This is a genomic window from Mammaliicoccus sp. L-M44 (genome assembly GCF_022386355.1).
GTDB lineage: Bacteria > Bacillota > Bacilli > Staphylococcales > Staphylococcaceae > Mammaliicoccus > Mammaliicoccus sciuri_A.
Map to the genome: position 1 here is coordinate 41,458 of NZ_JAJNIU010000002.1, position 23,035 is coordinate 64,492.

At 32.4% G+C, this 23,035-nt stretch carries 25 protein-coding genes; 4 read left to right on the forward strand and 21 right to left on the reverse strand.

Features of this window, described 5'->3' with window-relative positions; all coding sequences use genetic code 11:
* Nucleotides 1-133 precede the first annotated feature (133 nt).
* The 14 genes from LQ611_RS01240 to LQ611_RS01305 all read right to left on the reverse strand — a co-directional run bounded on the left by LQ611_RS01240 (nucleotide 134) and on the right by LQ611_RS01305 (nucleotide 15,110).
* Nucleotides 134-1,150, reverse strand: coding sequence for a LysM peptidoglycan-binding domain-containing protein (locus LQ611_RS01240; RefSeq protein ID WP_239709293.1), 1,017 nt, complete (start codon nucleotides 1,148-1,150; stop codon nucleotides 134-136).
* A gap of 348 nt (nucleotides 1,151-1,498) precedes the next feature.
* A complete protein-coding gene (locus LQ611_RS01245) occupies nucleotides 1,499-1,729 on the reverse strand; it encodes a hypothetical protein (protein ID WP_048541014.1) in 231 nt (76 codons plus the stop codon).
* Between the two features lie 15 nt (nucleotides 1,730-1,744).
* Nucleotides 1,745-2,686 carry a mannose-6-phosphate isomerase, class I gene (gene manA, locus LQ611_RS01250; RefSeq protein WP_239709295.1) on the reverse strand — a complete coding sequence of 314 codons (942 nt, stop codon included), beginning with the start codon at nucleotides 2,684-2,686 and terminating at the stop codon, nucleotides 1,745-1,747.
* A gap of 173 nt (nucleotides 2,687-2,859) precedes the next feature.
* Nucleotides 2,860-4,395 carry an AbgT family transporter gene (locus tag LQ611_RS01255; protein WP_103360693.1) on the reverse strand — a complete coding sequence of 512 codons (1,536 nt, stop codon included), beginning with the start codon at nucleotides 4,393-4,395 and terminating at the stop codon, nucleotides 2,860-2,862.
* Nucleotides 4,396-4,812: 417 nt separating this feature from the next.
* Nucleotides 4,813-5,517 (reverse strand): FadR/GntR family transcriptional regulator, encoded by a 705-nt coding sequence (locus LQ611_RS01260; RefSeq protein ID WP_025906426.1) that lies wholly within the window; start codon nucleotides 5,515-5,517, stop codon nucleotides 4,813-4,815.
* A gap of 79 nt (nucleotides 5,518-5,596) precedes the next feature.
* The gene (gene dhaM, locus LQ611_RS01265) at nucleotides 5,597-5,965 is read right to left on the reverse strand and encodes a dihydroxyacetone kinase phosphoryl donor subunit DhaM (protein WP_025906428.1); all 369 of its coding nucleotides are present in this window, start codon (nucleotides 5,963-5,965) and stop codon (nucleotides 5,597-5,599) included.
* Nucleotides 5,966-5,967: 2 nt separating this feature from the next.
* Nucleotides 5,968-6,543, reverse strand: a complete 576-nt coding sequence (gene dhaL, locus LQ611_RS01270; protein WP_103360694.1) for a dihydroxyacetone kinase subunit DhaL — start codon at nucleotides 6,541-6,543, stop codon at nucleotides 5,968-5,970.
* A 12-nt stretch (nucleotides 6,544-6,555) separates the two neighbouring features.
* Nucleotides 6,556-7,521: a dihydroxyacetone kinase subunit DhaK gene (gene dhaK, locus LQ611_RS01275; RefSeq protein ID WP_025906431.1), complete on the reverse strand. Its 966-nt coding sequence runs from the start codon at nucleotides 7,519-7,521 to the stop codon at nucleotides 6,556-6,558.
* A gap of 384 nt (nucleotides 7,522-7,905) precedes the next feature.
* Entirely contained in the window at nucleotides 7,906-9,561 is a 1,656-nt protein-coding gene (locus LQ611_RS01280) for an alpha-glucosidase (protein ID WP_103360733.1), read from the reverse strand.
* A gap of 14 nt (nucleotides 9,562-9,575) precedes the next feature.
* Nucleotides 9,576-10,580: a LacI family DNA-binding transcriptional regulator gene (locus tag LQ611_RS01285; protein WP_103360695.1), complete on the reverse strand. Its 1,005-nt coding sequence runs from the start codon at nucleotides 10,578-10,580 to the stop codon at nucleotides 9,576-9,578.
* Nucleotides 10,581-10,595: 15 nt separating this feature from the next.
* On the reverse strand, nucleotides 10,596-11,438 hold the full coding sequence (locus tag LQ611_RS01290) for a sugar ABC transporter permease (protein ID WP_025906438.1): 843 nt from the start codon (nucleotides 11,436-11,438) through the stop codon (nucleotides 10,596-10,598).
* A complete protein-coding gene (locus LQ611_RS01295) occupies nucleotides 11,438-12,706 on the reverse strand; it encodes a sugar ABC transporter permease (protein WP_103354225.1) in 1,269 nt (422 codons plus the stop codon). The genes LQ611_RS01290 and LQ611_RS01295 overlap by 1 nt, the downstream gene beginning before the upstream one ends.
* An 8-nt stretch (nucleotides 12,707-12,714) precedes the next feature.
* On the reverse strand, nucleotides 12,715-13,968 hold the full coding sequence (locus LQ611_RS01300) for an extracellular solute-binding protein (RefSeq protein WP_204172270.1): 1,254 nt from the start codon (nucleotides 13,966-13,968) through the stop codon (nucleotides 12,715-12,717).
* Between the two features lie 41 nt (nucleotides 13,969-14,009).
* Nucleotides 14,010-15,110, reverse strand: a complete 1,101-nt coding sequence (locus LQ611_RS01305) for an ABC transporter ATP-binding protein (protein ID WP_239709297.1) — start codon at nucleotides 15,108-15,110, stop codon at nucleotides 14,010-14,012.
* Nucleotides 15,111-15,358: 248 nt separating this feature from the next.
* On the opposite strand from LQ611_RS01305, the gene LQ611_RS01310 reads away from it, so the two are divergent.
* Nucleotides 15,359-15,817, forward strand: a complete 459-nt coding sequence (locus tag LQ611_RS01310; protein WP_103360699.1) for a MarR family winged helix-turn-helix transcriptional regulator — start codon at nucleotides 15,359-15,361, stop codon at nucleotides 15,815-15,817.
* Nucleotides 15,810-17,246 carry a YhgE/Pip domain-containing protein gene (locus tag LQ611_RS01315; protein ID WP_103360734.1) on the forward strand — a complete coding sequence of 479 codons (1,437 nt, stop codon included), beginning with the start codon at nucleotides 15,810-15,812 and terminating at the stop codon, nucleotides 17,244-17,246. The genes LQ611_RS01310 and LQ611_RS01315 overlap by 8 nt, the downstream gene beginning before the upstream one ends.
* Nucleotides 17,247-17,408: 162 nt before the next feature.
* Here the strand turns inward: LQ611_RS01315 and LQ611_RS01320 are convergent, their stop codons facing one another.
* Genes LQ611_RS01320 through LQ611_RS01330 form a run of 3 tightly spaced genes read right to left on the reverse strand, consistent with a single transcriptional unit; the run spans nucleotide 17,409 to nucleotide 19,095 of the window.
* Complete coding sequence (locus LQ611_RS01320) at nucleotides 17,409-18,413, reverse strand: zinc-binding alcohol dehydrogenase family protein (RefSeq protein WP_107590379.1); 1,005 nt, start codon at nucleotides 18,411-18,413, stop codon at nucleotides 17,409-17,411.
* A gap of 18 nt (nucleotides 18,414-18,431) precedes the next feature.
* Nucleotides 18,432-18,872, reverse strand: coding sequence for a GNAT family N-acetyltransferase (locus tag LQ611_RS01325; RefSeq protein WP_037589001.1), 441 nt, complete (start codon nucleotides 18,870-18,872; stop codon nucleotides 18,432-18,434).
* A 19-nt stretch (nucleotides 18,873-18,891) separates the two neighbouring features.
* Nucleotides 18,892-19,095, reverse strand: a complete 204-nt coding sequence (locus LQ611_RS01330) for a DUF1272 domain-containing protein (RefSeq protein ID WP_239709299.1) — start codon at nucleotides 19,093-19,095, stop codon at nucleotides 18,892-18,894.
* Between the two features lie 87 nt (nucleotides 19,096-19,182).
* Between LQ611_RS01330 and LQ611_RS01335 the strand changes: the two genes are divergently transcribed.
* Entirely contained in the window at nucleotides 19,183-19,326 is a 144-nt protein-coding gene (locus LQ611_RS01335; RefSeq protein WP_164960952.1) for a hypothetical protein, read from the forward strand.
* Between the two features lie 23 nt (nucleotides 19,327-19,349).
* Here the strand turns inward: LQ611_RS01335 and LQ611_RS01340 are convergent, their stop codons facing one another.
* The 4 genes from LQ611_RS01340 to LQ611_RS01355 form a co-directional block, all read right to left on the reverse strand.
* Nucleotides 19,350-19,811, reverse strand: coding sequence for a DinB family protein (locus LQ611_RS01340; RefSeq protein ID WP_107590380.1), 462 nt, complete (start codon nucleotides 19,809-19,811; stop codon nucleotides 19,350-19,352).
* A 17-nt stretch (nucleotides 19,812-19,828) separates the two neighbouring features.
* Nucleotides 19,829-20,200, reverse strand: a complete 372-nt coding sequence (locus LQ611_RS01345) for a VOC family protein (RefSeq protein WP_107590391.1) — start codon at nucleotides 20,198-20,200, stop codon at nucleotides 19,829-19,831.
* Between the two features lie 80 nt (nucleotides 20,201-20,280).
* Nucleotides 20,281-20,490 carry a helix-turn-helix domain-containing protein gene (locus LQ611_RS01350; protein WP_025906456.1) on the reverse strand — a complete coding sequence of 70 codons (210 nt, stop codon included), beginning with the start codon at nucleotides 20,488-20,490 and terminating at the stop codon, nucleotides 20,281-20,283.
* A gap of 10 nt (nucleotides 20,491-20,500) precedes the next feature.
* Nucleotides 20,501-20,980, reverse strand: a complete 480-nt coding sequence (locus LQ611_RS01355; protein WP_078354928.1) for a hypothetical protein — start codon at nucleotides 20,978-20,980, stop codon at nucleotides 20,501-20,503.
* 314 nt (nucleotides 20,981-21,294) lie between these two features.
* Here LQ611_RS01355 and LQ611_RS14190 point away from each other — a divergent pair, with 314 nt between their 5' ends.
* Nucleotides 21,295-23,019, forward strand: coding sequence for an ABC transporter ATP-binding protein (locus tag LQ611_RS14190; protein ID WP_239709300.1), 1,725 nt, complete (start codon nucleotides 21,295-21,297; stop codon nucleotides 23,017-23,019).
* Nucleotides 23,020-23,035 lie beyond the last annotated feature (16 nt).

Genomic DNA, 23,035 nt, shown 5'->3' on the forward strand with positions numbered 1-23,035 from the left:
ACTACGCTTAAAATTTACTTTCTTAACAACACATTAATATTAACATTGTATAAGACATTCACACTCATGTCTATGTTTACAATCATAAAAAAAGAGCCGAGGACACATCATAATGTCCAAGACTCTTCAATGATTAATGTATAAAATTATAACTTGAAACTTGAGAAGCTGGTACCGTTCTGTAAGTTAGTACACCTGGTGATGAACTAAAATTCATTTCTGATACTTGAATGCTTCCGTTTGAATTAATTCTTTCAACAAATGATACATGACCATAGTATCCAGCTGATGATTGAAGGATTGATCCAACTGATGGTGTGTGATTAACAACATAACCATCTTTAGCAGCTGCACTTGCCCAATTATTTGCATTCCACCAGTAAGTACTAATTGGTTTACCTATAGCTTGACGACGGTTAAATACGTGCCAAGTACATTGACCCCAGTCGTATAAGTTTTGATGATTGAATGTCGGTGATGTGTATCCACTGTTGTTATTTGAATTAGAAGTTGAACCTGAACTTGATGCTGTTCCACTTACTTTTAATTTTTGTCCCGGATAAATGATAAAGTTTGATAAACCATTTAATGACATAATTTTTTGGTATGTCGTTCCATATCTAGCTGCAATCGCTGATAGTGAATCTCCTGACTTAACTGTATAAGTAGAAGTGCTACCTGAAGCATTAGACGCTCCACTGTTACTAGAGCTACCCGTGTTACTACTAGAACTTGCTGTTCCATTAACTTTTAATTTTTGTCCCGGATAAATAATCGTGTTGCTTAACCCATTCAATGACATAATTTTTTGATACGTCGTACCATATTTACCAGCAATAATCCCTAATGTATCTCCCGATTTTACTGTGTAATATGTCGTTGATGAAGTTGAAGTAGATCTTGAGCTCGTGTTCGATGTACTTGATGAGTTTGAAGTACCAGGAACTTGTAATACTTGATTTGGGAAAATAAGATTTGAACTTAAATTATTTAAGCTTTTAATTTTCGCAATCGTTGTATTATGCTTATCAGCAATCACCCATAAAGAATCTCCACTTTTAACTTTATAAGTTGCTGCTTCCGCTTGATGAGAAGATACTGCAACTGCAACCGAAGCACCAACAAATGCCGCTATTGTCTTTTTCTTCAAAACAACTTACCTCCATCTTCTTACAGTTTATTTATGAATTCTTATTAATTATACACCGTAACCTTTACCGTTTATATTACAGTTTTATTTCATTTTCATTAATCCTATAATAGTATATTACTTTTAAAGATTAATTAGAAAATGAACAAATATAATAAATCGCATATTATAACTAGCGCAAGATAAATTGGAGGTGGGTAGGAAGGTAATATGTGTGAGTGTTCGTGCGACACACCCTGTTTTTGTGCCTTAGCGCACGATATCTCCAAGTTCGGGCGATATTATCCTATCATACATAAAAACAGTAGAAATTCTTTTACAGAATTTCTACTGTTGATTTATTATGCTTTATACGATCAACGATAACCCTGCTAAGCATGGCATAAGGTTGACTAATATGCCGCCTATTTTGAGTCCTGCTGATATGTCTTTGTCTTTTAATGTAGAGATTGCAAGTATTAAACCAATTAACGCAATGATAAATGGAATGACTGGCGTTGGATACTTAGGCATTCCGAAAAATAATCCTAATCCTGCAATGACTGCACATACTAATGATAAATATAGAAATTTTTTCATTTGATAGACCCCAATCTACACATAACTAATGATGACTTCTAATTCACCATTTATGTGATTATCTAAATCATCTGCTGTCATGATTAAATGATCGCCTTTTTCAACTTCAAATACATTACCATCTGTAATGATTTCTCCGCTTCCAGCTATCACGCTTACTAAGCAATAGTCTCTAGGTTTTCTAAAATTAAATGTCCCACTAATTTCCCACTTAGCAACTGTAAAGAAGTCGCTTTCGATTAATAATGTTCCTTTTTGGTCTTCATCATCAATCCTTTTAGGTGGTACATTTGGGCTTTGTGCACCGACAGTTATAACGTCGATACTCTTTTCTAAATGAAGTTCTCTTTTCTTGCCGTCTTTATCAATTCTGTCATAATCGTAAATTCTATAAGTTGTATCAGAATTTTGTTGTGTTTCTAGAATCATAATATCGCTACCTATTGCGTGAACTGTTCCACTAGGTACATAGAAGAAGTCGCCTTTTTCTACTTTTACGCGTTTAAATAAATGATCCCAATCTTCATTTTGTATAAATTCTTCTAATTGTTGTTTTGTATTTGCATATGTACCATATATAATTTCTGCATCTTCTTTAGCATCTATAATATACCAACATTCTGTCTTACCAAATTCACCGTTTTCATGTTCATGTGCATATGTATCATCAGGATGTACTTGTACTGATAGTTGATCATTTGCATCAAGAATCTTAGTTAATAATGGGAACTTTTCTTCTGTAGGATTACCGAAAAGTTCTGGGTGATTTAACCAAACTTCATCTAAAGTTTGCCCTTTATATGGTCCGTTTGCGATTTCGTTTGGCCCATTTACATGTGCAGATATCCCCCAACATTCACCGATTCGTCCTTCAGGCAGGTTATATCCCATATTTTCTAAATTTCTACCACCCCATATACGTTCTTTGAATACAGGCTTTAAAATTAATGGAGACATTCAATCATCCTTTTCTAATTGTTGTTATATATTGTATACCGCTTATTTTTATAATCGTTTTAATGTACCAATGGTGATTGTACCATAACGACACTATATTGTGGAATACTCATAACACAGATAGATTGAATTTATAACTATTAACAATTTTATAATTATTAAAATGTATAATACTATTTATTCAAATGAATATCTCCACCTGGTCCTAATGGAATGCCCAGTAAGAACCAAATAATCATGAATAACGGCCAAACGATACCTAACACAATTGAATATGGCATTAAACTTGAAATTAATGTACCTAGTTTCATATTTTTATCATATTTTTGAGCATATGAAAGTAATAATGGTAAGTATGGCATCATTGGTGTAATCGGATTTGTTATGGAATCACCGATACGATAAACCATTTGTGTAAATGCTGGATGATAACCTAATAACATAAACATTGGTATAAAGATTGGTGCCAATATTGCCCATTTAGCTGAAGCACTTCCGATTAACAGATTAATTAAACTACTTAGAATGATAAATCCAATAATCAAGATGACCCCATTTTGACCTTGTAATAATTCTGCACCTTTTACAGAAATGACAATACCTAGATTACTCCATTCTAAATATGCTAAAAGTTGAGCAGCAAAGAATACAATAACGATAAAGCTACCCATTGTGGACATGGAATCTGATAACATTTTTCCTAAATCTTTTGTATTTGAGATTTTCCCTGAAAGAATACCATATACAAAACCAGGCACGAAAAAGATAACTAAAATAATGATACCTACACCATCCATTAACGGTGCTTTATCAATTAAACTACCTGTCTTTGGATTTCTTAACCAGCCATTTTCAGGAATTGCTAAAGCAAGTAATAACGCTACAACAATAAAGAAACTAATATTCGCAAACTTCAATGCTTTACTTTCTTTTGCACTAATTTTATTATCATCACTTTGATCCTCAGAACCTTCATCAGGTTTGTATGTACCTAAACGCGGAATAACGACTTTCATACTGACATAATAAATAGATGGTAATAAGATGATTGTTGATGCTGCAATAAAATACCAGTTCATCGCAACATTTAAATTGATGTCTTTATCAATAATTTCAGCTGCTGGTTTCGTAAATGCATATACTAACGCATCACTCATACCTAACGTAACGTTCGCAGCAAATGCACCTAGTGCTGAGGCATAAGCCATCGCAAGTCCAGCAATCGGATGATAACCTAACTTTATAAAGACTAACGCTGTTAATGGTGGTAACACGACTGGTGCTGCATCTCCTGCAGCATTACCGATAATACCTACAAATATAATAATGGGAACAATAATTTTTCTAGGTGCTTTTTGAACAACTTGGATCATTAACTTATCAAAATAACCCGTCTTTTCAGCAACACCTATACCTAACATAACTGCTAGTACTAAGCCTAACGCAGGAAATTCTGAAAAATTCGTGATAGATTCACTAATAATTTTTCCAAAACCTTCTCTAGAAATTAAATTTGTAACTTCTACAGTCTTCCCAGTTGCAGGACTTTCAACTTTTATGTGAAATAATGAAATAAACCAAGACAGAAATATTAACGCTGCACATAAGAAGAAAAATAGTATACTCGGATCGGGTAATCTATTCCCTGCTCTTTCTATTAAATTTAGAAATCTATTAATGATTGAAACTTTTTCTTTTGTTTGATTCATATATTATCCTCCCATCAGTAAATTAAAAACAGTATATCAAACTGTGTTTAATTTTTGAAGGTTCTGATAATTTTACAAATGTTTTTATAACAAGTCTTTATATATATTTTTAAATCACATTTAAGTGTAAATTTGGCATCTTTTTTTAAGAATTAACATTGATAAAGTGCACCGTTGACCTTATACTAAGTATACAGATGATAAGTTGTAATAAATGTACTTCATTTTCGAATAGACATCATGCAATTTATTATTAACTGTAAGAAGTCTTTATATATGATTATGAAATGGAACGGATGGGGTTACATACCCTAAAGCGATAAGCCTCCTGAAGCTTATCGCTTTTAATTTTGCATAAAATAAAAAACTGCTATCATGTCTATGTTAGACATCAATAGCAGTTATCATCATCAAGTATTATTGTTCTGTTTTTTTAATATTACTGAGTACAACTTTTTCTACTTCTTCTAAATGAAATGCCATCTTATGTTGCGCGAGCTCTGCATTTTGAGATTTAATAGCTTCAAAAATTTCTTTATGCTCGTTATATAACTTCTCGATTGATTTACTTTTCGTATATAAATAAATCCTTCTCGTTTCTTTCATTGTATGTCTCATAATTTCAGATACATTTAACAATAATTGTTTAAGCATATCATTTTTAGCCGCTTCTACTACAGCTAAATGAAATTTCAAATCAGAAGCTTCTCCTAATTCATTGTCTTGAATGGCTTGTTTCATATCTTTTAATGCAGATTCAATAGCATGCAAGTCATCATCTGTTCTTTTTTCAGCTGCTAGTCTTGATACACCGACTTCAACAATTTTACGGACTTCTAGTAAATTTTCAATATCTTTAACGTCTCCATTGATTGCTTCGATATTAAAATAAACTTCTTCTCTTTCAACGATGAAAGTCCCTTGCCCGTGTTTAATTTCTACATAGCCCATTGCTCTTAACGCATTCAATGCTTCTCTTATCGTTGCTTGTCCTACCCCAAAACTTTCAGATAAAGCCTTTATAGATGGTAAGCGGTCTCCTATTTTCAAACGACCTTCATTAATATCTAATATGATGACATCTGCAACTTTTTCATATAATTTCTTGTTCGATATCTTCATTCTTCTTTCTCCACCTTGTTAAAATCATTAGTAGAGCAATTATATCATTTAAAATATATTTCATCTTAAAGAATTTAAATTATTGATGAAATTCTCTTTTAATACTTTCCATTGCTTCTTCTAATGTTGCACCTGTTGATAAAGATACACTTGCTAAAAATGCACCTTCTACAATGGGACCGTCTACTTTGTACAATTTATATTCGCCGTCATATAAGTCTAACGCCATTTCTAAATTCATTTCAGATGAACCGATATCATAAAATAATAATGCATCTTCAGTTAATGCATCAATTACTTCATTAACTGTATCGATACTTGTACCGATTCCACCTTCATTTGTCCCGCCTTTTGCGATTACTGTGACACTTGGAGACATTTGCTCCAATAATGCTTTTACACCTTGTGCGATATCGTTACTATGACTAATAATACCTATTGTCGCCATGTTTACACATCCTCACTTAAAGCTTTTAATACATATACCATACTTTGTGCACCAGGATCTATATGTCCAATAGAATCCTTTTTGAAATAGGCTGCTCTACCTTTAGTTGCTTCTAAATCTTTCGTATCTTCAGCGAACTGTTGCAACACATCTTCAGATAATGACTCTCCATTTGATAAATGATCTGAGGCTTTTAATAACACATCATACATTGTTTTTTCGCCACCTGATACTTTACCTCTAGCAGCAACTGCATCTTTAAAAGTATTAACATATTCTAATAAATTATCAGAAGTGATTTCGTCATAATCTAGACCTGCCATTTTAACAAAGCTAAATCCATATAGTGGACCTGATGCACCACCTACAGAACTCATTAAAGTCATGCCTGTAGATTTCAATACATCACTCACTGTATCTCCTGTAACTTTTTCGTCTACTGCTTTAAATCCGCGTAACATATTAACACCATGGTCTCCATCACCAATTGCTCTGTCTAATTGTGTTAAATTTTGTTCTTCTTGTTCAAACGTATGACTTAAAGCTTTAAGTTTGTTTAACAATGTTTCTGCGTTCATTTAAAATGCCTCCTATTTAAAATATTTACTTTCTGTCGGTGCGTTAAATGCTTCTTCAACTTCTTGTTGATAAGGCACTAATGTAATAGAAAATCCTTGCATATCTAATGCAGTCATATAATTGCCAACAAAGTATTTTTTAACATCTAATTCATTTTGTTCTGCATATTCATTAAAATAATGCGCGATGATTGCAAGTTCTGAATCTGGTGTCGCACCCATACCATTAATCATAACAATTAATGATTTATCAGAAACTTCCTTTTCAAGTTCATGCATTAAACGGTTAATGATTTTATCGATTGTTTCAATATTTTCTTGGTAAATACCACGTTCACCATGAATACCAATACCAATCTCCATTTTATTATCATCTAAATCAAATCCGTATTGACCAGTTGTTGGTACTAAACAAGGATAAATGGCCATTCCAATCGTTCTAATATTTTCAATAAATGATTCTACTTTTTCTTTAATAGCTGCTAAGTTATATCCATTATCAGATAGATAGCCGGCATACTTATGTACAAGAACTGTACCCGCTACACCTCTTCTATCTTGTTCATTTTCAATAGAAATATCATCACGTACGATAACGGATTGGCAAGAAATACCTTCCATTTCTGCCATCTCTTGCGCCATTTCAAAGTTCATAACATCTCCGGCATAGTTCTTAATGATTAATAAGACACCTTCATCAGTCGCGACATGTTTAATCGCTTCGAGAATTTTATCCGGTGTAGGAGAAGTAAAGACTTCACCACATACAGCTGCATCTAACATACCTTCAGCAACATAACCAGCATGTGCAGGTTCATGACCAGATCCACCACCAGAAACTAAAGCAACACCACTCTTTTTAACATTTTTACGAACGACAACATTGTCGCTAATAATTTCAACTGAGTTATCCATCACTTCGATTCCCTTAAGCATATCCGCTACAAAGTTTGTTTTTTCATTCATTAATTTCTTCATATAATGACCTCCCGTTGAATTCTATGTTTTCTATTCCATTATAAAACGTTTAGATAGGTAAGCGTTAACAATATGAGTTAATAAGAAATGATAATTTGGGAATGAGCTTGTATGTAGGGCTTACGGACAGAATTCCGAATAATGTCCCTAACGAGGGTGCTTACGGACAGAATTCCGAATAATGTCCCTAACATGGGTGCTTACGGACAGAATTCCGAATAATGTCCCTAACATGGGTGCTTACGGACAGAATTCCGAATAATGTCCCTAACATGGGCGCTTACGGACAGCGTTCTTATTACCACTATTCCGAATTCTGGTAGTTACATTCCCACACACAAATAAAAAATCCGAGACAACATGCTTTGTCTCGGATTCCCACTCTTATTCTTCTATTAGATATACTCTTGTTTCAAATGGTTCTAATATGTTTGTATCTTCTATCGTTGTATAGTTGTGTAATAATAACTTACTTTTTTCTAAATTGAGTGGATATGTGATACTAGCTTTCTCGCCTGTTAAGTTACTCATAATAATAACTTCTTCGTTATCTAATACGCGCTTATAGCTATAAATTTGTTTATGATCTTTATCGACTAGTTCGTATTTACCGTAATTAAACACGTCGTAATCTTTTTTCAATTGAATCAAACGCTTATAATAATTTAATACAGAATGTTCATCTTCTAACTGATCTGCTACGTTGATTGTTTTGTAATTTGGATTTACGTGGAACCATGGTTCTGTTGTTGAAAATCCTGCATACGCACGATTATCCCATTGCATCATTGTACGAGAATTATCTCTATTTACTTTACTCAAATTATTTAATAAAGATGATGCATCTTCTCCATTTTGTTCTTTCAATTTAATTTCATTTTTAACAGAAACATCATTAAAATCTTCTAATGATTCAAACGGATAGTTTGTCATCCCTATTTCTTGTCCTTGATAAATAAATGGTGTGCCCTTTTGTAAGAAATAATTTGTCGCATGACTTGTTGCACTTTCATACCAATAATGCTCATCATCTCCCCAAGTTGAAACGAGTCTTGGTTGATCATGATTTTCGATAAATAGCGCATTCCAGCCAACTCCTTCAAGTTGGTCTTGCCATTTAGACATAATATTTTTATATTGTATAACATCAAATCCGCTATCTTCAGTATTCCATAATCCTAAATGTTCGAACTGAAAAATCATATTAAATATACCATTATCAAAGCCTACCCAATCATTCGCATCATCAGGACTGACACCATTTGCTTCTCCTACTGTCATAATGTCATATTTATTGAATGTTTCATCTCTCAATTCACGTAAATGATTTAATATACCTGGTCTGTTTGTATAGCGTTCAAATGCCGCTTTATACTGTTCATCACCTGGCTCGACTGGTATATCGCCATCTTCAAATGATTTTTGAATATGTGTAATTGCATCTACGCGGAAACCATCGATACCTTTATCAAACCACCAGTTAATCATATTATATAATTCAGAGCGAACCGCTTCATTCTCCCAATTTAAATCTGGTTGTTTTTTACTGAAAATATGCAAGTAGTATTCATCTGTTTCTTCAGTTTTTTCCCAAGCCGAACCGTTGAAAATACTTCCCCAGTTATTAGGTTCTTTGCCGTCTTTTCCTTCTTGCCATATGTACCAATCTCTTTTAGGATTGTCTTTACTCGATTTAGACTCGATAAACCATGGATGTTCATCTGATGTATGATTGATGACTAAATCCAATATGAGTTTCATACCTTTATCGTGCGTCTCTTTTAAAAGTAATTCGAAGTCTTCCATCGTACCAAACTCATCCATAATATCTTGATAATCACTAATATCATAGCCATTATCATCATTCGGTGATTTAAATATTGGTGAAACCCAAATCACATCTATACCTAGATCTTTCAAATAATCTAACTTTTCTCTAATACCATTTATGTCACCAATACCATCATTGTTAGAATCATTAAAACTTCTAGGATAAACTTGATAACATACCGCTTCTTTCCACCAAATTCGTTCCTCCATCATTCAGTCACCTCTTATTTTATCGTTGATTTTCTCTCTATTATATCTGTTGGAATAATCGTATTTTTTCTTAAAATATTAGGATTCTCAATCAGTTTAATTAAAGCTATACCCGCTTCCTCACCTAAATGTTCAGGATAAATATTCACGACCGTTTGAGGTGGTGAAGCAAAAGTATTAATAAATGAATCATTAAAAGTTGCTGTCATCACTTCATCTGGCACACTTATATTAAGTTCATATAATGCACTTAATAAATTAATATTGATCATGCTATCTGATGTAATAATCGCTGTAGGGAAAGTCGCACTTTCTTTCATTTCTTTAATGATTGCTAATATTTCATCTCTGTTAGGATTTGCATGGTAAATTTCATATTGGTTGATACCATGTTTATCGCAAGCTTTCTTAAAGCCTTCTACCCTGTCTAATGCAACAGCATATGAATCTGGTTCAGCTATAAAAGCTAAATGTTTATGCCCTTTATCAATCATAAATTCAGTTATCATTTGACTTGCTTCGACATTATCATTGTCGATATGAATAATTTCTCTTTCGCCTAGTTGTTTACCTACAACAACAAACGGAAATTGATATTTTTTGAGTAGTTGTGTAACCGGATCATTTTCTTTTGAGTAAAGCATAATAAAGCCATCTATCGATTTAGATTTAATGAGATTTTCTACTTCAACTAATAAGTCAGCTTGTTCAACCGACGTTGTCATAATCGTTGAATATTCTCTTTGTTTACAAGCTATTGATATCCCCATCAGAACATCTGTAAAGAATGGGTTTTGCGTCATTTCTTTAGAAGCTGATTTTAAAATTAAACCAATCGTTTTAGATTTTTGTGTTACAAGTGTTCTCGCGGCAATATTAGGTTGATAGCCCAATTGCTTCATCACAGCTTTAACTTTCTTTGATGTCTTTTCACTTATACTTTTATGTCCACTAATTACTCTTGATACTGTTGATGGTGCAACATTTGCTTCTTTCGCAACATCTTTTATTGTAACCACGAGATCACTCCTTTATTATCCTTTTGTAGCACCTGCCGTTAAACCAGTCACTAAGTATCTTTGTAATAATAAGAATACTATTGAGATTGGAATTGCAATCATCATTGCTCCAGCAGCAAATACTGTAAAGTTGTTTCCGAATTTATCATTTATAAAATTAAATAGTCCGACTGCTAGTGTGTATTTTTCAGGACTTCTTAATAAAATTCTTGGCAGAATAAAGTCCATAAATGGTCCCATAAAATTAAATAAAGCAACAACTGCTAGAATCGGTTTAGCTAACGGTAACATAATTGTGAAAAATATTCTCATATGTCCTGCACCATCTATTTTAGCAGATTCATCTAATTCTTTAGGAATTGTATCGAAATATCCTTTTACTAAGAAAGCATTCATCGGAATGGAACCACCTATATAAATTAAAGTAAGACCGAATAATGAATCTAATAAGCCTATTGTATTTAATAAGATATAAATTGCTACCATTGCCATCAATACCGGGAACATTTGTAAAATTAAAAATGCAATTAGTCCGTATTTTCTGCCGACAAAACGATATCTTGAAAATGCATATGACGTTAAACCAACAAAGATTACTGAGAATAGCGCATTAGCCGTTGCCACGATTAATGTATTCTTATACCAAGTGAGATAATCACTCGATGGATCAGTTAGTAAATAAATATAATTTTTCAAAGATGCATCTTTCGGAATCATAGAAGAACCATAAAGATTGGAACCTGAGTTAAGTGATAACCCTAAAGTCCACAGTAATGGATAAATAATGATAATAAACATAATAATCAAAATGCCATACATGATGATCGCTCTTAATATATTTTTATTCTTCTTATTCATTAAATATCCCCCTCATCTTTAAAAGTACTTGTCTTTCTAAATTGTAAGAATGCAATAATGGCAATAAACACACCGATAATTAATGAAATCGTTGCAGCCATATTATAATTTTGCATATCAAATGTTAATCGATAAACCCATGAAATTAAGATATCTGTACTACCTGCATTCTGACCAGAAACAGGTGGACCACCTTTATTAAATAAGTAAATTAAATTAAAGTTATTAAAGTTTCCTGCGTATTGCATAATTAATAATGGTGCAGTCGCAAATAAAATATGTGGAAACGTAATATTTCTAAATTTTTGCCAACTTGATGCGCCGTCCATATCTGCCGCTTCGTACCAATCTGATGAAATACTTTGTAGAACACCAGTGAATAAAGCGAATACAAATGGGAATCCAAGCCATACTTGAATTAAAATTAAAGCAACCTTTGCCCAGAATGGATCATTTAACCATGCTGGTGCAATACCGAATAATGGTTGTAGGATATCATTATTAATCGAACCAAAATCATCATTAAAAATGGCCGCAAAGATTAATATTGTCACAAACGATGGAACTGCCCAAGGTAAGATTAATACTGTTCTAATAAGCTTTTTAAATCTAATAAGTGGATGATTAACAATAATAGCGAGTAATAACGCTAACGCGATTTGTAAAGTAGTCGCTACTAAAGTCCAAACAATCGTCCAAGTTAATACGTTAAAGAATGTTGTCTTCCAAATAGGTACTGTAACTAATGATTTAAAGTTATCAAATCCTACCCATTCTAATAAATGTCTAGGCGGTGCATTATATAAATTATAATTTGTAAAAGCTAAAAAACACATGAATAAAAGTGGAAATACGACAACAAATATTAATAAAAAGATACCTGGTGATATTAATAAATATGGGAAAGTCTTATCCCATGTCGCCGTCATTCGACCTTTACGATCTTTAATTTCAAATCCTTTATTATATTGATCTGCATTACGATAAGCATCTATGATATTCACGACATATAAAGTGATCGCAAATGCAATTAATAATAACGAAATGATACCTTGTGCTAATAGAACTCTTGAATCATCTAATTTAGGAACTGTACCTAAAGTGAATAATCCCCAGAATCCAATATTCATAAATTGATAAAATACTGAAATGAAACTAATAAAAAATACGATAAATATACTACCTTTTATATATCTTTTATTATAGAATTGGCCAATACCTGGAATAATCGATAGCATGGCTGCTAATTTTGGATTTCTCATTTTCACACCTTCTTTTATTTTTTAGATGCATTCATAATTTCTACTTGTTCATCAATACCGTTTTTCGCTTCATCAAGTGCTTCTTTAGGGTCTTTACCGTTGGACATAAATGTCGCTGCATTTCCCATCGGATCCCATACTTGACTCATCTCCGGAATATTTGGCATTGGAATAGCATTTTGAGCTTGTTCTTCATATGGCTTTAATAATTTATTTTTAGAAGAGACGTCTGTACGACCTGTAATTTCTTGCATTTCATCTGTATATTTCTGCATATTATCTTTATTTGTTAAATACAGCATTAAGTTTTTAGCCCAGTATTTCTCTTCACTATATTCGGATATAAACCAACCTCTTACCCCTAGGAATGGTTTCATTTCTTTACCATTATCAGTTGGGAATGTTGCTGTACCGAAATCATCGCCAAGTGCTTCTTTAAACTCATTCGTTTGCCAAGGACCTGTTACAAACATGCCTACTTTACCTTCTTTAAAAAGTCCTACAATTACATCTTGATTAGCTGACTTCGTAATATAACCTTTGTCATACCATGATTGTAATCTCTCTCCATTTTTCACGACAGATGGATCATTTACTGCTACATCATTTGTATTAAATCTATCTTTTTCTTCTTTAAATATGTATCCGCCTTGTGAGAATAAAAATGGATAATTAAAGTAGAAGTTCTTTGCATCAAACATAAATCCATATTGCTTTTTATCTTTGTCAGTTACATCTTTTGCGATTTTTTCAACATCATCCATCGTCTTTGGTGGTGTCTTAACGAGTTTCTTGTTATAGACAACAGCCGTTGATTCTACGATAACGGGTAATGCTAACTGTTTACCTTCATAATTTAAAGCTTGTAATGCTTCTTTGGAATAACCTTTTAATTCTTCATCTGTAAAATCAATTTCTGCCGCTAATCCTTGTAAATAAGCATCTCCTGCACGGTCATGCGGTTGAAAGAATAAGTCAGGTCCATTACCTGAAGGACCATCAAGTGACAAGTTATCTACTTGATCATCTTGAGCTGTATTTTTAAGAATGACTTTAATACCTGTCTTTTTTGTATAATCTTCTGTTACTTTCTTATAAAAAGCCATTTGTCTATCGCCATCTACCCACATCGTAAGTGACTTAGGTTTGGCTGTTTTTTCATCATCATTCAGTGCTTTATCAATATCTTCTTGCGTTCGATTAGGACCACAACTTGCAAGCAATAATGTCACGAGTAATATTGAGCAAATTTTTATTAAATGTTTCATCTAATCCCCTTCTTTCATTAATTGTTAATTCACTCAATCAATTAATTTTTTATTTTTTCTCCAGTTTCTTTATCAAAGAAGTGACATTTATTTAAATCTAATGCGAGCTCAATTTCTTCATTTGGATGAATCACTGTTCTAGCATCTAACTTGGCGCAAATTTCTTCATCGTTAAATAATCCGTGAATCATAATTTCAGAACCTAATAATTCACTAACAAGTACTTTAGTCTTGAAGGTTACATCCTTATTAGCATTGATAAATACAGGTTCATCATGAATGTCTTCTGGTCGAATACCGAATCGTATCGTCTTGCCATCATAGCCATTATGATTAAGCATGCGTGCTTTACTTTCATTTAATTTAATCACTTGTTTGCCAATCACTAACTCGTCTTTATTAACTTTTGCGTCAAAAATATTCATTGCAGGTGATCCAATGAATTGGGCAACAAATTCATTTTCTGGTGCATCATATACTTCACGTGGTGTACCTATTTGCATAATATCGCCATCTTTTAAGACAACAATACGTGTTGCCATCGTTAAAGCTTCTGTTTGGTCATGTGTGACATAAATCGTTGTAGTTTGTAATCGTTCATGCAACTTTAATATTTCTGTTCTCATTTGAACTCTTAATTTCGCGTCTAAATTAGATAAAGGCTCATCCATTAAGAATACTTTCGCATCCCTTACAATTGCTCGACCTAATGCAACCCTTTGTCTTTGACCACCTGATAAAGCTTTAGGTTTTCTTGGCAAATATTCCTTCAATCCAAGAATTTCAGCTGCGTATTGAACCCTTTTATCTATTTCTTTTTTATTCATTTTTCGTAGTTTAAGACCAAATGCCATATTGTCATATACTGTCATATGTGGGTATAAAGCATAATTTTGAAAGACCATTGCGATATCTCTATCTTTCGGTGCGACATCATTCATTCTTCGATCATCAATTAAAAAATTTCCTGATGTAATGCCTTCTAATCCTGCGATCATTCTCAAAGTTGTAGACTTTCCACACCCTGATGGACCAACGAAAACAATAAACTCTTTATCTTTTATATGTAAGTTAAAATCATGTACTACAGTATTACCTTTGTCGTAAGTCTTCTTTATATTCTCTAATTTCATTTCAGCCATAGATAAACCCTCCATAATTGTAATCGCTTTCAAAATTTAATATAGATTTATCATATGTGTAAAAAGTTAAAAAGTCAACAATTTTATGCAAACGATTGCTTTAATAATTCGCGACAATATAAACCATTTATTTTCAAAAGAAAGCCTTTACACGCAAACGATTGTATTTTTTTGAGTTGAACCTCTTGCAATTATAGTACATAGGGTGTACTATACTCTTTGTATTAAGTACAGGAGGTGTACTAATTATGGAAGAAGAATTAAAAAAAGCTTTTAACCTATTCCAAGAATCCATCATTAATATACACAGTGAAGTTGCAAAGATTTTAAATAATTCTGGGTTAGATGAAGTTGTTTCTAAAGAACAATATCAAACTTTAAAAATTATTAAAGATTTTCCTAGATGCACATACAGTTTTATTGCTGCTAAACAAGGCGTCTTTAAGACTGCTATATCAAACAGGATTAATAAATTAAAACATCTAGACCTCATTGCTATTCAGCAAGGCGAAGATAAGAGAGAGAAATCTGTTTTGCTAACAGATAAAGGTTTAGAACTTGTAAAGCGAACTGAAGATGTTATTTACGAAACATTTAATCGTAAATTGTCTTCTCACTTTTCAAACGAAGAGATTATAACGTTTGTTAAACAATTAGAGAAAGCAAATAAACTTATAACAGGAAAGGACAATGTTAATCATGTTTGATGATATAAAAAATTTATGGACACATAAGTTCTTACTCGTATCACTTATAGCAATTATGCTTATTCCACTTATTTATAGTTCAGTATTTGTAGGTTCTTTATGGGATCCATACGGAAAGACGGATTCATTAAAGATATCTGTAGTGAATAGCGATAACGGTGGAAAAATCAATGGTGAAAAGGCAGACATCGGTAAAGACGTAGTAGATAAATTAAAAGACAATGATAAATTTAAATGGGAATTTGTTTCTCAAAAAACTGCAGACAAACATTTAGAACATGGTGAATCTTATGCTGTCATTTCAATACCAGCTGAAACGACTAAAAATGCAGGTTCTATGTTAGATAAAAATCCTAAAAAAATCGACTTAAATGTCAAAACGAACCCTGGTTATAGTTACACTGGTTCACAAATCGCATCTAAAGCTATTACAGCTGTTGAAGATAATTTAAGTGAATCTGTTCGTGAGAAATACATTTCAGAATCATTTAAAGGTATGAATAAATTAACTGATGGTTATAAAGATACTTCTAAAGCCCTTGGACAAATGTCAGATGCAGAATCTCAACTCATTGACGGTAATAAACAAGTTGAATCTGGATTAGAACAACTTGCTCCAATGGCTGGCGCAGAAGGACAACAACTTTTACAAGGCAGTATGAAAGTATCTCAAGGTTTAAGTGATTTACAAGCTAATAACGATAAATTAAAAGCAAATATTGATAAAGCTATTAAACAATCAGATGATAAATACTTTGAAGACAAAAATGTTAAAGCAATCAATAATCCAGTCGTATCAAACGAAGATGATTTAACAGAAGTTAATAACTATGGTCAAAGCTTTGCACCATATATCCTATCATTAAGTTTATATGTAGGTGCAGTTGCATTCTCAGCAGTTTACCCTATCGATAAACGAATTGGTGATTCTACAGGATTCAAATGGTGGTTAAGTAAGTTTGCAATATTCATGATGCAAGCTTTAGGATCAGCATTAGCATTAGCGGTACTATGTTTATACGGATTTGAAATTGATATCGCTAATCCAGGACACTTCACTTTAACACTTATCTTATGGAGTATTGCAGCATATATGATTGTGACATTCCTAACAGTTGTATTAGGTAATATCGGTAAATTCTTAGCGATTATACTATTAATCTTACAATTAGGATCAAGTGAAGGTACATTCCCAATAGAATTATCAGGTAAGTTCTTCCAAGACTTACACCCATTCTCTCCAATGAGTTATGTTATTAAAGCACTAAGAGAGAACATCTTTAACTTCACAAGTGACGTAACTTATGGACAATCAATGCTTATAATAGGACTTATCGCAATTGTATTCGCAGCACTAACATTACTTGTATATGTAATACGTTCTAAATATCCACACTTAAGACGTATCGCAAACGAAAACGACTATTAAGATGTAGAAAAGCACAACCTCTCGTGAGGTTGTGCTTTTTTTGTAGTTTATTTTAAATAGTGACGGCACCTTAGTTACAGTTCCGTCGACTTTTGTATTTAACACACCCGTTATAAACAAGTTTTGCCAGAAGTGCTCGTTACGTCATTTCTATTAGTATTGTTAATATTCTATAACTATTTTACCAATACTTTTTCCTTCTTCTATTAAACGATGTGCTTCTGTAATTGTTTCTACACTTAATCCTTTTAGTGTCTTATTTACTGTCGTTTTAATCGTACCTCTATCTAATAAATATGTTAACTTTCTCAAATATTCATGATGTGCGATCATGTCGTCTATTTCATATTTTGGTCTAGTAAACATAAACTCAAATGAGAATGTCACACTTTTATCTTTTAATAAATTTAAATCTACTTTATCCATAAAATTAACAAGTGCCACGATTTTACCTCTTGGCTTAATCATTTCTGCCATGACATTAAAGTATGCATCGCTACTATGTGTATTAAAGATATAATCTACTTGATTAATTTTATGTGCTCTTAATTCATCTGGTAAGTGGTGTTTATGATTGAGTACGATGTCAGCACCCATTTTCTCTGACCATCTTCTTGTTTCTTTACGAGATGCTGTCGTGATTACTGTTAGCCCCAAATGTTTCGCAATTTGAGTTGCGACAGAACCTACACCGCCTGCACCATTAATAATTAGTAACTTCTTATCTTTATTATCTTCAGGGTTAGATGAAATATTTAGTCCTTCTAATAATGCTTCAAATGACGTCAAAGCTGTTAAAGGTAAAGCTGCTGATTCAACGTAAGATAAGTGTTCTGGTTTAATGCCCACAAGTCGTTCATCAACTAATTGATACTCTGCATTCGACCCTTGTTTCGTATTTGTGCCAGAATAATATACTTCATCACCTACGTGGAATAATTCTACTTCTTCTCCAACCGCTTCTACAACACCTACTGCATCATACCCTAATATTTTAAATTCTCCATCAGATGTATTTCTTGATTTCGTATCTATAGGATTTATACTCGCTGCTTTCACATTCACTAAAATATTTCTTCCTTTAGCTTCTGGAACTGGTATATCTCTTTCTTCAAATTCATTTGATACTTTCAAATCAAAACTGTTACTAAACCCAATTGCTTTCATCTAAAAGTCACCTCTTGTTTATAAATGTTTATGATAATAGTTATGTTCATCATCGATTTGCATGCCTAATTTTTGATATAAACGATTACCAGCTATATTTGATTTTTCGGTTTCTAAATATATTGTCTCATATCCATTTTCTTTCCCATAAGTAAATGCTTGGTTCATTAATTGCTCACCAATTCGCTGACCTCTCGCATCTGCTGTTAAAAATAAATCATTAATAATAAGTAGGTTTGACATTTTCATTGATGACAACATCTTGTATAGTTGTACAAATCCTATCACTTGCTCATTCGCTTCAGCTATAAATATAACAGCATCTTCACGAGAAACATTTCTATATATAAATTCATACGTCGCCTTTATATCTGATTGTTGACCAAAATGGACACGATAGTCATCAAATACAGCAACAACTTTCTCTATCTCATTGAGTTGTAATCTTCGAATATTCAATCCATCACCTCATTTATCCTTAACGGTCTCCCATTACAGTTTTAGTATCAGCTTTTGCTTTCGGACGAACGACAAGTTCCCCATTACATTCTGGACAAACATAATATAAATTTTCCGCGCATTCTCTGCAGTATGTTGTTTCTTGAACACACATAAAAGCATTACTTTTCTTATGAAATTCATATCCGCATTTTTCGCAATTTGGTTTCATCTCTAAAGCCATTTCTATCACTCCATAAAAATATGTTAGTATATACATAATTATCATATCACTTTTAAGTACATAAAATGAATTTTAAGGTGTGATTATATGGAAAAAGAATTCGTAGGTAAATGTGCCAAATGCCAAACAGATATTTATTGTAATAGTGGTTTTATAGAAGCTGTCGTGCAAGAAGACAAAACATTATTATGCTTTGACTGTTCTAATGAAAAAGAGAGAAAAGAAACATAATCGTTTCTTTTCTCTCAATATTTTTATACGCCTTGATCTAATTTATCTAACATTGATTTCATCAACTTAATTTGACCAGTATGATAATTCGTATGCAATATGCCAAATGAAATTGTTTCTGCAAAAGTATCCATATTCGCTATTGGTGCTTTTCTTGATTTGTCCATTTGTTCATCAAGTGCATTTAATATTCTTTCTAGTTGTTGATTTAATATGCCTTTTAATTCTTGGAAAGTTGGTTCTTCACCTGTAAAATCTTGTGGTGAAGTACCTGGTGAGAATGATTTACCTAACTTTTCACCGAGTATATTACCTTCTTCACTTGTACCAAAGACAAATGATTCATTTGCCACAATTACGTGACCAAGTTGCCATTTAATATTATTGTTCGCTAACTCCAGTTGAAAATCCGCTTGTTTCTCATCTATATCTTTGACAACATCAGATAACATACTATAAGAAATTCGGAACTGTGCTTCTATCATTTCAATTCCCTCCGTTTTTACTCAGTAATTGCAAAATAATTACCTTGCTTATCATGAAAATTAAATACTCTACCCTCAGGCATTTCTATAATATCATGACCAGTTAATCCTTGTTCTTTTAACGACTTATATAATTCATCAAAATTCGTAGCTTTAAACATTAAAGAAGGTGTTTCTAAACTTACTTCAGGACTGTACTTTTCAATAAAAGCTTTATCAAATAATACAAATGACGTTTCAGCATCTTCACTAGGTGCAATCTCTACAGACTTGAAACCTTCAGGCAACTCGTCTTCAGACTTCACAACAAAGTTCATTACATCTTTCCAAAATTCAACAGCCTTTTCTTGATCATCAACATATAACATGACCTGATGTAACTTTTCAATCATATATATCACCTTCATTCATTTATTACATTTAGAATACGCTATATACGATTCAAGTGCAAAAATAACAAAGCTTAATTTCACTCTGCATCCTTTTCATAAACCATGATGTCACCAGGCTGACAATCCAAGTATTCACATATTGCTTCTAGTGTACTAAATCTTACAGCTTTAGCTTTTCCAGTCTTTAAAATAGATAAATTTGCGATCGTAATATCTACCTCTTGAGCAAGTTCAGTCAAAGAAACATGCCTCTCTTTTAAAATTTCATCTAATTTAATTTTTATCATCTTGTCACCCTTAAACAGTCAAATCATGTTCTTCTTTCATTGATTCAGATTCATTATAAATGGTTAAGAAGTTTAACATCATTAAAGAGATACTCAGCAATAATACTGTTGTATAAGGAGTAGTACTTAATAATTCTTTATATGTGACGTCAACACCAATTAAACTCTTCATTGAGTTTAATGTACCATATACCATAATAATGATTGAAGAAAAGAATATTTTATTATAATTTCCTGAATTAAAGAAATCCTTTTTATTGATGTTCTTTATAAAGCTCAACACAAATATAAAGAAAGCAATTAACAACAGTGCTTGAATAATAAAACATATCATGTAGTATAATACGCCACTCTTTATATCAAATGCAGTACTCAAAGGTACTTTTCTAAAGAAAACCACAAGATTAACAACCACTAACAAAGCATGTATGATCATCGCTATTAATGTAATCAAATAACTACGTTTTTCAGTATTACTAATATTACTCATCGGAACCTCTCCCTTTTTATCGTTTTTCAATAAAAGTTTAACACCTTTTTTATTGTTTATCAATAAAAATTATCGTTTTTCGATAAAAACGAGTTATATCTTTATACTTCTCATCCACGTTGTGTTTTATTGGATTTTAACTTATACTCTCAGTAACAGTCTTTACTGTAATTTTACACTAGAGAGGGAGATTACCATGAGAAAAAATAATAATCGTATCCTTTTAACTACTGCCACTGAGGTCGTTTACCTTTAAGTGAAATGTATTAAGTTTATTGGTAAACGACACCAATAAAACTTAAGGAGCTATTATTGTGAAATTTAAAAAATTCATATCATACTACAGACCTTATAAACGAATTTTCGGTTTAACTTTAATTTGTTCATTACTTGTTACGGTTATAACGCTTGTAATACCATTGATTATTCGTTATATCACAGAGAATTTAATTCAACATTTCTCTGTAGCGCATGTTAAAGAAATTTACTTACTAGGTGCTGCTATGGTATTGCTCATATTGATTCAATTTTTGTGTCATATTTTTATAGATTATTATGGTCATGTTATGGGTGCAAAGATGGAGAAAGATATGAGCGAAGAGTTATATGAACATATTCAAAGCCAACCTCATCACTTTTTCGACCGAAATAGTACGGGTGGTTTGATGTCGAGATTAACGGGTGATCTTGAGAACTTATCAGAGTTATATCATCACGGTCCTGAAGATATCTTAATGTACATTATTCGTTTTATGGGTGCTGTCGTCATTCTCTTGTATATCAATGTAGAATTAACAATTGTGATGATGCTATTTATTCCTATTATGATTGTGGTTTATTGGTATTACATCAAAAAGCTCTCTTCTATCTATGAACAAGATAAAGCTACCAATGCTGAAATTCATGGATTTTTAGAAAATACGATATCAGGAATTAAAGTTACAAAATCATTTACGAATGAATCATTTGAAAGTAATCAGTATAAATCACTTAATAAAAAAGCAATTGAAATTAAAAAGAAAGTTCATAAATATGAAGCTCTATATAATGAGATTATAGGGTCAATTATTCAAGCAATGCCTGTCATCATCATTGTGCTCGGTGCATTACTAATTATGAAAAAAGAAATTTCTATCGGGGATTTGTTAGCATTTGTACTTTATGTAGGTAATATCGCAACACCTATTGAAGTACTTGTTAAGCTGTCTGTTCAATATAATGAAGGTATTTCAGGTTTTAACCGCTTCTTTAAATTAATGCAACTTAAACCGGATATAACATCAGAGAATACTCACCAACAACAAACACGACATTCAATCGGTGCTATTCAATTTGACCATGTTTACTTTCAATATGACCAAGAATATATTATCCATAATTTAAATTTAACAATCGAACCCGGTGCATATATTGCGATAGTTGGCCCATCAGGTTCAGGTAAATCAACCATCGCCAATCTGCTACCAAGATTTTACGATGTCACATCAGGATCCATAACGATTAATCATCAAGATATTAGAACGATGCCTCTTGAAGAACTCAGACAAAAAATAGGTATCGTTCAACAAGATGTCTATATATTCTCAAGTACGGTTTATGAGAATATTAAATATGGTAATCCTGAAGCTTCAATGGACGAAATTATTCATGCATCTAAATTAGCCAATGCACATGAATTTATTCAACAACTGCCAAATGGTTATCACACACAAATTGGTGAAAAAGGTGCTAAACTTTCTGGCGGACAAAAACAAAGACTTAGTATCGCAAGAATGTTTTTAAAAAACCCAGAAGTCGTCATCTTAGATGAAGCCACAAGTGCTTTAGATAATTTAAGTGAGAAAGTCGTTCAACAATCATTGGAACAACTGACACTCAATCGCACAACTATCGTCATCGCCCATCGATTATCAACAATTCGAAATGCAGATAACATATACGTCCTAACAAAAGAAGGCATTATAGAATCTGGTAATCACGATACACTTATAGAGAAACAAGGATTCTATTATAGAATGTATATCAACGAAGAGAACTAAATATAAGCACAATAAA